12 protein-coding genes are annotated in these 13,173 nt (G+C 70.1%); 9 read left to right on the forward strand and 3 right to left on the reverse strand.

Features of this window, described 5'->3' with window-relative positions; genetic code table 11:
- The first annotated feature begins 249 nt into the window (after positions 1-249).
- Both ACFWHU_RS36925 and ACFWHU_RS36930 read left to right on the forward strand, forming a co-directional pair.
- On the forward strand, positions 250-1,107 hold the full coding sequence (locus ACFWHU_RS36925) for a fumarylacetoacetate hydrolase family protein (protein WP_385803345.1): 858 nt from the start codon (positions 250-252) through the stop codon (positions 1,105-1,107).
- A 47-nt stretch (positions 1,108-1,154) separates the two neighbouring features.
- The gene (locus ACFWHU_RS36930; protein WP_387230549.1) at positions 1,155-1,748 is read left to right on the forward strand and encodes a disulfide bond formation protein DsbA; all 594 of its coding nucleotides are present in this window, start codon (positions 1,155-1,157) and stop codon (positions 1,746-1,748) included.
- Positions 1,749-1,793: 45 nt separating this feature from the next.
- On the opposite strand, the gene ACFWHU_RS36935 is transcribed toward ACFWHU_RS36930, so the two are convergent.
- The gene (locus ACFWHU_RS36935; protein ID WP_387230551.1) at positions 1,794-2,285 is read right to left on the reverse strand and encodes a heme-degrading domain-containing protein; all 492 of its coding nucleotides are present in this window, start codon (positions 2,283-2,285) and stop codon (positions 1,794-1,796) included.
- Positions 2,282-3,382, reverse strand: coding sequence for a Gfo/Idh/MocA family oxidoreductase (locus ACFWHU_RS36940; protein WP_387230553.1), 1,101 nt, complete (start codon positions 3,380-3,382; stop codon positions 2,282-2,284). Before ACFWHU_RS36940 ends, ACFWHU_RS36935 begins: the two co-directional genes overlap by 4 nt.
- Positions 3,383-3,570: 188 nt before the next feature.
- Between ACFWHU_RS36940 and ACFWHU_RS36945 the strand changes: the two genes are divergently transcribed.
- Positions 3,571-4,719 (forward strand): ROK family protein, encoded by a 1,149-nt coding sequence (locus ACFWHU_RS36945; RefSeq protein WP_387230579.1) that lies wholly within the window; start codon positions 3,571-3,573, stop codon positions 4,717-4,719.
- A gap of 172 nt (positions 4,720-4,891) precedes the next feature.
- On the opposite strand, the gene ACFWHU_RS36950 is transcribed toward ACFWHU_RS36945, so the two are convergent.
- Entirely contained in the window at positions 4,892-6,412 is a 1,521-nt protein-coding gene (locus ACFWHU_RS36950) for a cytochrome P450 (protein ID WP_387230555.1), read from the reverse strand.
- A 402-nt stretch (positions 6,413-6,814) separates the two neighbouring features.
- On the opposite strand from ACFWHU_RS36950, the gene ACFWHU_RS36955 reads away from it, so the two are divergent.
- From ACFWHU_RS36955 to ACFWHU_RS36980, 6 genes are all read left to right on the forward strand, one after another.
- Entirely contained in the window at positions 6,815-7,798 is a 984-nt protein-coding gene (locus ACFWHU_RS36955) for a hypothetical protein (protein WP_387230557.1), read from the forward strand.
- 260 nt (positions 7,799-8,058) lie between these two features.
- The gene (locus ACFWHU_RS36960; RefSeq protein ID WP_385803356.1) at positions 8,059-9,156 is read left to right on the forward strand and encodes a 2-aminoethylphosphonate ABC transporter substrate-binding protein; all 1,098 of its coding nucleotides are present in this window, start codon (positions 8,059-8,061) and stop codon (positions 9,154-9,156) included.
- Between the two features lie 160 nt (positions 9,157-9,316).
- On the forward strand, positions 9,317-10,096 hold the full coding sequence (locus ACFWHU_RS36965) for an HAD-IIA family hydrolase (protein ID WP_385803358.1): 780 nt from the start codon (positions 9,317-9,319) through the stop codon (positions 10,094-10,096).
- Positions 10,097-10,272: 176 nt separating this feature from the next.
- Entirely contained in the window at positions 10,273-11,229 is a 957-nt protein-coding gene (locus ACFWHU_RS36970; RefSeq protein WP_387230559.1) for a hypothetical protein, read from the forward strand.
- A gap of 10 nt (positions 11,230-11,239) precedes the next feature.
- Positions 11,240-11,908 carry a class F sortase gene (locus ACFWHU_RS36975; protein WP_387230561.1) on the forward strand — a complete coding sequence of 223 codons (669 nt, stop codon included), beginning with the start codon at positions 11,240-11,242 and terminating at the stop codon, positions 11,906-11,908.
- A 193-nt stretch (positions 11,909-12,101) separates the two neighbouring features.
- Complete coding sequence (locus ACFWHU_RS36980) at positions 12,102-13,121, forward strand: glycoside hydrolase family 6 protein (protein ID WP_385803364.1); 1,020 nt, start codon at positions 12,102-12,104, stop codon at positions 13,119-13,121.
- Positions 13,122-13,173 lie beyond the last annotated feature (52 nt).

A 13,173-nucleotide genomic window follows, 5' to 3' on the forward strand; every position in this document is an offset into this window, starting at 1 on the left:
CCGGCGGCCACTGGGATGAAGTGCGGCGGCCACCCGGACGAAGCGCGGCGGTCACCCGGAGGTAGCGCGGCGGTCACCCGGACGACGCGCGGCGGTCGCCGCGACGAGGCGGGCGCGGTCCAGGGTGTGAACGGGGTCTTGCGGAGTGATCCGATGTCTTGGAGGATCGGCCGATCCGCCGATGGCCGCGACCCGTCGGCGGGCCCCCGCTCGACCAGGTCGATCCGCTCGACCAGAGGGAGAACAACCATGAAGCTGCTGCGTGTCGGTACGGCGGGCGCGGAGCGCCCCGCACTGCTCGACCAGGACGGAAACCTCCGGGACCTGTCCGGACTGGTCACGGACATCGACGGCGCACTGCTCGCCGACGAGGCCGCGCTCGACCGGATCCGGGCCGCCGCCGCGTCCGGCGAGCTGCCCGTCGTCGACTCCGCAGGACTGCGCACCGGACCGCCGGTCGGCAGGATCGGCAAGATCGTGTGCATCGGGCTGAACTACCACGACCACGCGCGCGAGACGGGCGCGGACATCCCGACCGAGCCGATCATCTTCTTCAAGGCGCCGGACACCGTCGTCGGCCCGGACGACACCGTCCTCGTACCGCGCAAGAGCGTCAAGACGGACTGGGAGGTGGAGCTGGCCGTCGTCATCGGCCGTACCGCCCGCTATCTGGACTCCGCGGAGGAGGCCCTGACGCATGTCGCGGGCTACGCCGTCTCCCACGACGTCTCCGAGCGCGAGTTCCAGATCGAGCGCGGCGGCCAGTGGGACAAGGGCAAGAACTGCGAGACGTTCAACCCGCTGGGCCCCTGGCTCGTGACCGCCGACGAGGTGCCCGACCCGCAGGCGCTGTCGCTGAAGCTGTCCGTCAACGGCGAGCGGAAGCAGAACGGGACGACGGCCGAGCAGATCTTCCCGGTGGCCGAAGTGGTGCGCTACGTCAGCCAGTTCATGACGCTCTACCCGGGCGACGTCATCAACACCGGTACGCCGGCGGGCGTCGCGCTCGGGCAGCCGGAGCCGAAGCCGTACCTGCGGGCCGGGGACGTCGTCGAGCTGGAGATCGACGGGCTCGGGCGGCAGCGCCAGGAACTCAAGGACGCGTAACCCAGCGGGCCTTGGGCGGGGTCGGACCGACGAGAGGAAGCACCCGGATGGCCACGGAGCGACGGACCGTCGACTTCTGGTTCGACCCCGCCTGCCCGCTCAGCCGGGTCACCGCGACGTGGATCGTCGCCGTCGCCGAACAGCGCCCCGTCGACATCCGCTGGCGCGTGATGAGCCTTTCGGTGCTGAACGAGGGCAAGGACGTCGACCCCGAGGGCGACGAGGAGGGCTACCTCTGGATCCCCGCCCGCGTCTGTGCCGCGATCCAGACGGCGCACGGGCACGCGGCGCTCGGGAGGTTCTACGACGCGCTGTGGACCGCCGGGGACGGCGGGCGGCGCGAGTGGATGGGTGACATCGCCGAGGCCCTGAGCGCCGCGGAGCTGCCGGTGGCACTGGCCGAGGCGGGCCTGTCCACCGAGCACGACGCCGCGCTGCGCGCCTCGCACGACGAAGCGATGAGCCTGGTCGTCGGAGAGGTGGGTACGCCGGTCCTCGCCGTCACCCACCCCTCCGGCTCCCGGCACGCGTTCTTCGGCCCGGTCGTCACCGAGACGCCGGGGCCCGAGGACGCGCTGCGACTGTGGGACGGCACGCTCCTGGTCGCGAGCGTGCCGGGCTTCCGCGAGATCAAGAGCTGAACAGGGCGCTGAACGAGTCGCGGGAGTGCACGAGTTGGCGCTACGTCAGCTCCCGTACCCCGCCAGCGTCCGCTCCAGGGCCTCCACCACCAGCGCGTGGTCCTCCTCCTGCGGGAGCCCCGAGACCGTCACCGTGCCGACAACTCCCGCTCCCCGCACCGTGATCGGGAACGAGCCGCCATGGGCCGCGTACCGGTCCGGGTCCAGGCGCGAGGAGTCCTCGAACGTGCCGCCCTTGGCGCGGAAGCGCGAACCGACCAGGAACGAACTCTCGCTGTACCGCTCGACCACCCGCCGCTTGCGGTCGATCCAGGCGTCGTTGTCCGCCGACGAGCCCGGCAGCGCGCAGTGGAACAGCTGCTGAGCGCCCCGGCGGATGTCGATCGCGACCGGCGCCCCGCGCTCACGCGACAGCTCGACCAGCAGGCTCCCGAGCGCCCACGCGTCGTCGTACGTGAAGTGCGGCAGGACCAACCGGGCCTCCTGCGCCTCCAGTTCGGCCACCGTCGGGAAGGGACGGTCCTGGGCCGCCGTCATGACGAGGCCCCGATCGTGACCGTGACACCCTCGCGGGCGGAGCGGCGCGCCGCCTCCAGGACGTCGAGCGCCGCGGCCGCCTCGTGCGCGGTCACCGGCGGCGGCGTACCGTCGCGAAGCCCTCGCGCGACCCCCGCGTAGAAAGCCGGGTAGTCGCCGGGCGTGCTCTCCACCGGGTGGCCGCCACCCGACGCCGGGGACTCACCGGCCCCGATGCGGCCCCACAGCGACTCGGGCTCCACACCCCAGTTCCCGGCGGACTCCGGGGTGTTGGGACGCCTGCCGCCGCGCAGGTCGGCCTCCTGCGGGTCCAGGCCGTACTTCACATAACCCGCCTCCGAGCCCAGCACCCGGAAGCGCGGGCCGAGTTGGGCCGTGGTGGCGCTGACGTACAGATGCGAGCGCACACCGCTCGTGTGCGTGAGCGCGATGAACGTGTCGTCGTCGGCCGCGGCACCGGGCCTGCGTACGTCGGACTCCGCGTACACCTGCGCCGCAGGACCGAACAGCACCAGCGCCTGGTCCACGACATGGCTGCCCAGGTCGTACAGCAGCCCTCCGATCTCTTCCGGTACTCCCGACTCGCGCCAGCCGCCCTTGGTCTGTGGCCGCCACCGCTCGAACCGCGATTCGAAGCGCTGTACGTCGCCCAGCTCGCCGCCCGCGACGAGGCGGGAGAGAGTGAGGAAGTCGTTGTCCCAGCGGCGGTTCTGGAAGACGGAGAGCAGCAGGCCCCGCTCCTCCGCGAGAGCGGCGAGGGCGCGCGCCTCGGCGGCGGTGCCGGCGATCGGCTTGTCCACGACGACCGGCAGACCCGCCTTCAGGGCGGCGGTCGCGATCGGGACGTGCGTCTTGTTCGGCGACGCGATCACGACCAGGTCCAGCTCGTCCGCCCGCTCCCAGAGCTCGTCCGGCGACACCGCGAAGCGGACGTCGGGGAACTCGGCGCGCGCCTGCGCCTGACGCTCCGGGTTCGAGGTGACGACCGTGTCGAGGACCAGGTCCTCGGTCGCGGAGATCAGCGGGGCGTGGAAGACGGAGCCCGCGAGGCCGTAGCCCACGAGTGCGACGCGCAGAGGGGTACCGGTGCCAGTCATGAGTTCCACTTAAGCAACGGTGTTGCCATAGTGCAAGCGCGCGGGACAATGACACCGTGGGCAACAGTGGTGACAGCAGAGACGGCGACGGCGGACAGGGGAGCGCGCGGGTGGTGGCGGAGCCGGAGGTGACGGCGGAAACAGGGGCGGAAGCGGGGGCGGGTGTACCCGCGGGTATCCGTACCGGCGTGAACCCGAGCCCGCACACCGGTGCGAACCTGCCGTCGCTGCGCAGCCACAACTCCGCGCTGGTACTCGACCTGCTCCGTACGGCGGGGGAGGGCGGTATCAGCCGCCTGGAACTCGCCGAATCCACCGGCCTCACCCCCCAGGCGGTCAGCAAGATCACGGCCAGGCTGCGTACGGAGGGACTGGCCGCCGGCGCCGGCCAACGGGCGTCCACCGGCGGCAAACCCCGGACCGTACTGTGTCTGGTCCCCTCCGCCGCGCACGCCGTGGGCCTGCATCTGGACCGCGACGAGCTGACGGCCGTCGTGGTCGACCTGGCGGGCGCCCCGGTCGCGGTCCGCACGGCGCCGTTCGACCTGGGAGCCGGGGCGGCCGAGGTCGTCGAGACGGCGGCCGGACAGGTGGAGTCGGTACGGGCGGAGGCGGGGCGCCTCGCGGAGACCTCGGGCGCGGTGAGTCCGGGCCGGCTGCTGGGCGTCGGCGTCGCCCTGCCGGGCCCGCTCGACCACGCGACCGGAGTGCTCGGGCGCGTCACCGGTTTTCCCCGGTGGGACGGCTTCCCGCTGCGCGACGCGCTCGCCGACCGCCTCGGCCTGCCCGTGGTCCTGGACAAGGACACCAACGCCGCCGCGCTCGGGCTCGCGCTGCGGGGGCCCGGCGACTCGTTCGCGTACCTCCACCTCGGTACGGGGCTGGGCGCGGGCCTCGTACTCGGCGGCGCGCTCTACCGGGGCGACCGCACCGGCGCGGGCGAGTTCGGGCACCAGGTCATCCAGCTCGACGGACCGCCGTGCGACTGCGGGAACCGCGGCTGTATCGAGGCGCTCTGCATGGGGGCGGTCGCGCGCGGCGACCTGGCGGAGGCGGCGCGCGTGCTCGGCGCCGGGGCGGCGAATCTCGTCGGGCTGCTGGACATCGACCGGGTGCTGCTCGGTGGGCGCGCGGTCGCGGCGGCGGAGGAACGCTTTGTGTCGGGAGTCGGAGCGGTGCTCGCGGAGCGGGCGCGGGGTCCTGTTGTGCCGGTGGTGATGGCTGACGGCGGGAGGGATCCCGTCGCCGAGGGGGCGGCGCAGCTGGTGCTCGCCCCGGTGTTCGGTCACGCGAGGGTTTTCGGGCGGGGGCGGGGGCGGGTGTCGGTGGGGGGTTAGGGCCTGTCGTTCCGGTTGGCGTGAGGCCGGCAACTCGCCTCACGCCAACCGAAACGGCGAGACCAACTCCCAAACGCGGTGGGGCTTTTCGTCTAACCGAGGAGCTGGAGTCGATTCGGGCGTGAGCTACGCGCGTCCAACAGCAGGTACGCGACACCGCGGCCCATGCCTGTCATCGGACGGACCGTGCAGACCGATCCGGGGCGTCGGTCCTGAGCTCAGGGATCATGCGAAGCCGTGACGGTTGCGTGGTCATCTCGCCCACGGCCCTTACGGAACCCCTCATGGGCGCGGCCTTGAGTCTCCATCTCGACGCGATGAGGGCCGTGACGACCTTCGCCTCCGTTTCCGCGAAGACGTCGCCGATACACCTTCTCTTGCCTGCCCCGAACGGGAGGAAGGCGTCCCTGGGGGGTTGCGGCCGGTCCGGGTGCCAGCGATCAGGATCGAACCGGTCAGGGTTCGCGTACAGGCTCGGATCGCGGTGCACGGCGTAGGGACTGAAAATCACGTCGGTTCCGGCCGGGAGCACGGTCTTGCCCAGCCGGACGTTACGCAGGGCCTGCCGGGTGAGGAGCCACGGCGCGTACAGCCGCAGAGTCTCCTGGACAAGCCGCCCGGTGTAGGGGAGGCGGCCGAGATGGTCGGCGGTGAGTTCGTCGCCGGCGAGCACGCTGTCGACCTCCTCGTGCAGCCGGCGCTCCAGGTCCTGGTTGCGGCCGAGTTCGTAGAACAGCCATGAGAGCACCACAGCGGTGGTCTCGGAGCTGGCCGCGAGCAGCGCTGTCACCTCGGAGAGGATGCCGTCGCCGTCCAGGGCCTTGCCGGCGTCGTCCTGAGTGTTCATCAGCAGCGAGATGACGTCCTGATACGAGTCGGGCCGCCTCTGGTGATCCTCGATGATCTCCGTGACTCCGTTCCGCAACGCGGAGCTCGCAGCCGCGATCTTCCGGTTTCCGCGTGTGGGCAGAGTCTCCAGCGCACGTATCGGCAGCAGGACTCTGAGCAGCGCGGCGCGGAAAACGGTGTCGACACTTTCCAGGATGACCCGTGCGGGCTCGCGTGCCGGGACGGATGAGAACAGGGCGGACATGACCACGTTCTGAGTGATCAGCTGCATCTCGGTCTTCATGTCAAGTGTCGTGGCGGGGTCCCACGAGTCGATGGTCGGCGCGGTGGTGCTCACCATCTTCTCGACGTAGCTCCTGACCATGTCTTTGTGGAAAGGCGGCTGCATCTGCCGCCTCCGTGCCAGATGCACGCGGCCCTCGGTGACAGGCAGAGCATCCTTGGTGAAAAGTTTCAGTCCCTCGAGAAGGAGGCCCTTGGAGAAGGCGTCCGCCTGTCGGGTGAGCATCTCGTGTATCAGGGTGGGGTCGTTCACGACAACCACGCTCTTGGGACCCAGCCGGATACGCACGATCGGGCCGTGGGCGCGGACGTCCCGCATGAACTTCAGCCGGTTGCTGCTCCCTGCCATGGACAGACCGTGTCCGAGGAGGGGAAGGCGCCCTGGGACTACGGGCGGGATTCCGGGTGCGCTGGCCAAAACCGGTCCTTTCCTGTGCCGAGTCGCTGACTTGGTGAGCAGTTCTATGCCGCGTATCGAGTGGCGCAGACGGGTCGGCGAACTCAGCGCGCCGCGGTCATGCCGACCGGGCGACCTGCCGCCGGCCCGGTCGGTCAAGGACACACGTGCCCGGTGAGCCGGTGAGAGCGAAGGCGTCGGAGTCGGGTGGTCTCCTCGATGGGCGCTGTGGTCCGTGCGAGCTCCTCATGGAAGAGGACTTCCCCTCTTGGCCCAGTTCCGCACGCCGGTCGATGTCCCGATTCCATCCGCTTGTCTGCCAGGCCCTGTCCGCCGGATCTTCGCGGGTTCGGAACGCTTGGCACGGCACCTCGCCGCTTTGTCGGACTCGTCCAAGTACGTCCAGTGCGAGTACGGTCCTCCGCCTTGCGATGGGGCCGTTGGGGTGGGGTTGTGTGATTTTCGGATCATGGTGGGTGTGGCTTCATGGGGCGGCCGTCGGGCCGTGGCAGCGTCGGGGTCGTTCCCCATGCCCGACCGCTTCGCGATCAGCAAAGGCACCCACCCATGCGATCCATGCGACTGCGTCCCGTCCTCGTCAACGGAATCATCGGAGCCATCGGAGCTGCCGGTGTCACCGTCGGCACCATCGTGCCCACGGTGCTGCCCGCGACGACCGCGACCGCCGCCGTCTCGGACGAGGACGAGGACGCGGGCGTGGGCGTGGGCGCGGGGGACGAGCCGGGGTCGGGGCCCGGAGCCGACCGGCAGCCGAGTTGCGGCAGGGCATCCGATCCGGACTTCCCCATCGACACACGCATCCACGGCGGCCCGGACGAGTACCGCCCCGGCGGTCCGCCACAGACCTGGTCCATCGATCTCACCAACAGCACCGACGAGGCGTGCCACAACATCCACCCCGTCATCGTTCTCAGCGACCGGCACCGGTCGCTCACCACGGCCCATGTCCGGCTCCAGCTCACCGACGACAAGGGCCGCTGGCGGACCATGTCGCTGGAGAAGTCTGACGAGGACGAGACGATCGCCGTCCTCGAAGGCGGCTTCCCCGGCTTCGCGGTCCCGGGCCGGCAGACCGTCACCGTCCGCGCGAGGCTGGCCTTCACGGCCGCCGCCGTTTCCAACAAGGTCGTGGCCAACGCGGCGACGGTGCAGCGGCGTGGCGGTGACGGCGACTGGGTGGGGGAGTCGAACGACTACCGCTTCTCGGTACGCGGTACGGGTGCGCGCACAGCCCCCGACACAGACCGCAACACGGACTCCGGCACGGAGACCGGCAACACCGGCACCGACCCCCGCCACCAGGGCGGGAAGGACACCGGCGCCGGTGAGCAGAGACGTACTCCCGCCCCCGCCCCCACCTCCACTCCCAACTCCCAGAGCCGCAAGGACTCTTCGCTTCCGCTGGGCATCGGCGCACTCGCCGACACCGGTTCCGGATCCTTCGCCGGACCCGCGATCGCCGCCGGAGTACTCGTCGTCGCCGGTACCGCTCTGGTCGTCGGCCTCCGCCGCCCGCGCAAGCGCCGCTGACCCTGTCTCGATCCGTGCGCGAGCGCAGCCAGGGCCCGTGGTGAGCGGTACTCTCATGCTCGTCCTGGGCCTGAACGAAGCGATTCTGGAGTCAGACCATCCCCGCGACCCACGAAGTCGCGTGCGTGGTCCTCGATATCGCCATTTCCGCGGGTCCCTATGTGATCTACGGGTGGTGAGCGGGCGTGTCGGTGCACAGAGGTACGGGACCCAGCCCGTCCCCGCCCCGAGCCACCCCCCGCTAGGAGATACGAGCCGTCATGCCCCGCAACTCCCTCAACTCCCGTAACGCCCTCACCTCTCGAAGCTGTCGCAGACCGCTCACGGCTGTCGTCGGCAGCCTCGTCCTGACCGCCTCGCTCGCCGGGTGCGGCGACGGATCGGGCGCCTCCGACGAGAACGTCGTCACCGTCTACAGCGCCGACGGGCTCAAGGGCGTCGAAGGTGACGGCTGGTACGACGAGGTCTTCGCCGACTTCGAGAAGGACACCGGCATCAAGGTGAAGTACGAGGAGGGCGGTTCCGGCGAGATGGTGGACCGGGTGGTCCGCGAGAAGAACGACACCCGAGCCGATCTCATCATCGCTCTGCCGCCCTACATCCAACGTGCGGAGCGCAAGGGGCTGTTGGCGTCGTACGACCCCAAGGGCTCGGACCGGGTGCACGGTTCGGGCAAGTCCGTCGACAACAGATGGACGTCCGTCGTCAACAACTACTTCGGCTTCATATACAACAAGAAGGAACTGACGGACCCTCCGGCCACCTGGGAGGAGCTGCTGGACCCCAAGTACAAGGACAAGCTCCAGTACTCGACCCCCGGCGTCGCGGGCGACGGCACGGGTCTCCTCATCAAGGCCATGAACGACTTCGGCGGCGAGAAGCCGGCGATGGAGTATCTGCGGAAGCTCGAAGAGAACAACGTCGGCCCCACCCCCTCCACCTTCAAGCTCGCGCCCAAGGTCGACAAGGGCGAGATCCTCATCGCGAACGGCGACGTACAGACGAACTTCGAGCAGTCCAAGAGCCTGTCGAACATCGCCATCTGGTTCCCGGCGAAGGAGGGCGGCAAGCCGACCACGTTCGCCATGTACTACGGAGCCGGTGTCATGCAGGACGCCCCGCACAGCGCGAACGGCAAGAAGCTGCTCGACTACATGCTGACCGAGAAGGCACAGAGACAGGTCAGCGACATCGGCGGCGGCTTCCCCGCCCGTACGGACGTCAGACCCACCGACGAGAACGCCATCGAACTGGCGAGGCTGATCGACGGCGTCACACTCTTCGAGCCCAACTGGGAGAAGATCGAGCCCGGCCTCGACGGGTACGTCGGCGCCTGGAAGACGGCCACCGGCAACTGAGGATGGCGGCCCTCCCGACCGCCGGCCCCGGCCGCCGCACCCCGACCGCGCCTCCCTGAGAGCCGCGATCATCGGTACCTGATTAGGCTGGAGTCGCCGAGCGGTACGGAGCAGTGCCCGCGGCGCCACCAGCACACTGCGTACGGCAGGAGTCCGTCACATGTCAGAGCGCAAGCCGATCGAATCCTGGCTCACCGACATGGACGGTGTCCTCGTCCACGAAGGCATCCCCATCCCTGGCGCCGAAGCCTTCATCAAGCGGCTGCGGGACTCCGGCAAGCCCTTCCTCGTCCTCACCAACAACTCGATCTACACTCCGCGCGACCTCCAGGCCCGGCTGTCCCGGATGGGTCTCGCCGTACCCGTGGACAACATCTGGACCTCCGCGCTCGCGACCGCCAAGTTCCTGGACGTCCAGCGCCCCGGCGGCACCGCGTATGTCATCGGCGAGGCCGGCCTCACGACCGCGCTGCACGACATCGGCTACATCCTCACCGACCACGAACCGGACTACGTGGTGCTCGGAGAGACTCGCACGTACAGCTTCGAATCCCTCACCAAGGCGATCCGGCTGATCAACGACGGCGCCCGCTTCATCTGCACCAACCCCGACGAGACGGGCCCGTCGGCCGAGGGGCCGCTGCCCGCCGCCGGTTCCGTGGCCGCGCTGATCACCAAGGCGACCGGCAAGGACCCGTACTTCGCGGGCAAGCCGAATCCGCTGATGATGCGGACCGGGCTGAACGCCATCGGCGCGCACTCCGAGACCAGCGCGATGATCGGCGACCGGATGGACACCGACGTCCTGGCCGGGCTGGAGGCAGGTATGGAGACCTTCCTGGTACTGACCGGTCTGACAAAGCCGGAGGATGTCGACCGTTATCCGTTCCGGCCCTCCACGATCGTCGACTCGATCGCCGATCTGGTGGATCTGATCTGACCGGATCTGGCTGAATAGTCGCAGGTCAAAGCCGTATGTGACGGTTTTCTGGGCTCCCTGCGGATGCGGGATCCGGCCGGACGGGTGAGGCTTCCTTCGTCAGGAGGTTCACGATGCGTTCAGGCTTGCTCACACTCCGTTCCGCAGGGTTGGTCGCCGCCATGGTGGCGGTCCCCGTGCTCGGTACCAGCGCCGCCGACGCCCACGACTCCGTGAAAGCGACGGTCACGCCGTCCCCCGTCCGCCCCGGCGGCGAGGTGAAGATCAAGGTCGCAGGCTGCGAGAACCCCCGCGCGGGGGCGGCGCGGTCGGACGTCTTCGTCGCCGACTCCGAACTCGAAGCCCGCCGGGGCGGCGACCGGAAGTCGCCGTTGCAGGGTGAGGCGAAGGTCAAGTCCTCGGCGAAGGACGGCAGGTACGCGGTCGACGTCTGGTGCGACGGGCACGAGCACCGGCGCGCGGCGGTCTTCGAGGTGGACCACAATCCGAAGGCGAAGCCCAAGAACTCGGCCAAGCCCTCCGCCAGGACGTCGGCCTCGACCTCCGCAAAGCCAAAGCCGAAGCCGAAGACCTCGGCCTCCGGCACGGCTTCCGCGAAGCCCAAGCCCAAGACCGAGCCGAAGACCTCGGCCTCCGCCGCGGCTTCGGCGAAGCCCAAGCCCAAGACTTCGGCCACGGCCACGGCCTCCACCAAGCCCCAGGCGAAGCCGCGGTCCACCTCGGCCAAGCCCTCGGTGAAGCCCTCCGCCAGGCCGGAAACCAAGCCCGAGTCCAGGCCGGAAACCAAGCCCGAATCGAAGCCCGAGTCGAGGCCGGAAACCAAGCCCGAAACCCGGCCCGAGTCCAAGCCGAAGACCGTCCAGACCGGTCGGCACCCGCAGTCCTCGGTGCCCCAGTCCTCCCAGCCCCGCTCCTCCCAGGCCCACGCCGACCCCGGCGGGCGCCAAGCCTCGCCCGTCGCGCCGGTGCGGGCGGGTGGTGGCGGCCGGACGGTCAGTACCGCCGCCGCCGACGAGGCCGGCCCCAGCACCCCGCACACCGTGATCGGTCTCGTCCTCGCCGGCGTCGCCGCCGTGGCCGTGGCCATCCGCAGCGCGCGCCGGAAGCGTTCCGCCGCGCGGGACTCCGACTGAGACGGCTGAGATGTCCGACACCGACCGCCGGACCGGATCCGGCCGACTGCTGACCGGGGCCGCCTTCGCCGCCCTGCTGCTCGGCCTCTGGGGCTGGGGCCACGACGCCGTCGTCGGCACCTCCGGTCCCATGACAGGCGACATCGCCGCTGTCGGCCGGCCGATGGCGGAGCGCCCGGTGGCCCGCGACCCGCTGGAGCCCGCCGATCCGCGCCGCGTGGACGTCCCCTCCGTCGGGATAGAGGCGCCGGTCGTCTCACGCGGCCTGGACGTCACGGGGGCGGTCGAGCCGCCGCCGTACGAGGAATCGGGGACCGTCGGCTGGTACGGCAGCGGCGCCCGGCCCGGCGCCACCGGCACTGCGCTCTTCGTCGGCCACGTCGACACCCGGACCGAACCGGCCGTCTTCTACGACCTGAGCGCGGCCCGGCCCGGCGAGAAGGTCAGGGTGACCAGGTCAGACGGCTCGGTCGCGGAGTTCACCATCGACGACGTACGCGTCTACTCGCGGGAGAAGTTCGACGCGCGGAAGGTGTACGGCCCCCACGAGCCGGACCGTGCCGAACTGCGGCTGATCACCTGCGGCGGGACCTTCGACCGTCAGAACCGTACGTACACGGCGAACGTGGTGGTCTCGGCGTACCTCACCGATGTGGAAGAGGCGCGTCACGATGGCTGATCCGGCATCAGCGGAACGTCTCCGCGGCCCCGCTGTCACAGCTCGCACACGAACGCGGGCGGGCGGCCTTACGGCTCCGGGCCGTGTGCCAGGATGGATTCGACCGGTCTTGTCCGGGCAGGTGGGCGGCAGGCAGGGCAGGAGCGGGGCGCCTGGGGGGCGGCACCGGCGAACAGGCACCGAGGGGGAGTGGATGTACGGCAGTAATTCCGGTCGCGGTCTTCGAGTGACGGCATGCGCGGCGGCCGCGGGAGCGGCACTGCTCGTCGCGGGGTGTTCCTCCGACGGCGAGGACAAGGGCGAGAAGAACCCCGCCACGAGCCAGCAGCCCAAGGCGACCGATCCGTACTGGGTCAACCCCGACGGCAACGCGGCCAAGCAGGTCGCCGACTACACCAAGGACGGCGACGACAAGAACGCCGGCCTGATCAAGAAGATCGCCGCACAGCCCGTCGGCGAGTGGATCGGCCCGGACAACCCCGAGCAGGAGGCCCGCGGTTTCACGGAAGCCGCCGCCAAGGCCGACCGGGACGCCCTGCTGGTCCTCTACAACGTCCCGCACCGCGACTGCGGCCAGTTCTCCAAGGGCGGCGCCGCGGACGGCAACGCGTACCGGGACTGGGTCGACAAGGTCGCCAAGGGCATCGGTGACCGGCGGGCCACGGTCGTCCTGGAGCCGGACGCGCTGCTGCACCTGGTGGACGGGTGCACACCCGAGGAGTTCCACGAGGAGCGGTACGACCTGCTGAAGGGCGCCATCGAACGGCTCAAGCAGCAGCCGGCCACCACGGTCTATCTCGACGCGGGCAACGCCGGCTGGCAGTCGCCCGACTCGCTGTTCGAGCCGCTCCAGTGGGCGGGCATCGACAAGGCGGACGGCTTCTCGGTCAACGTCTCCAACTTCTTCCCGACCGACGTGAGTCAGGAGTTCGGCAAGAAGCTGTCGGCGAAGGTCGGCAACAAGCCGTTCGTGATCGACACCAGCCGCAACGGCAACGGCCCCTACACGGAGGGCGATCCGGGCGAGAACTGGTGCAACCCGCCCGGCCGCGCGCTCGGCGAGCCGCCGACCACCAAGACCGGTGACCCGCTGGTGAAGGCCTATCTGTGGGTCAAGCGGCCGGGGGAGTCGGACGGCGACTGCAAGGGCGGGCCCAAGGCCGGAGACTGGTATCCGGAGTACGCCCTCGAACTGGCCCGCAACGCCAAGTAGTAGGCGCGACTGAGTAGTACCCACAACGAATGAGGCCCCCGGCGCGAGCCGG

This window comes from Streptomyces sp. NPDC060366, assembly GCF_042725135.1.
Classification (GTDB): Bacteria; Actinomycetota; Actinomycetes; order Streptomycetales; family Streptomycetaceae; genus Streptomyces.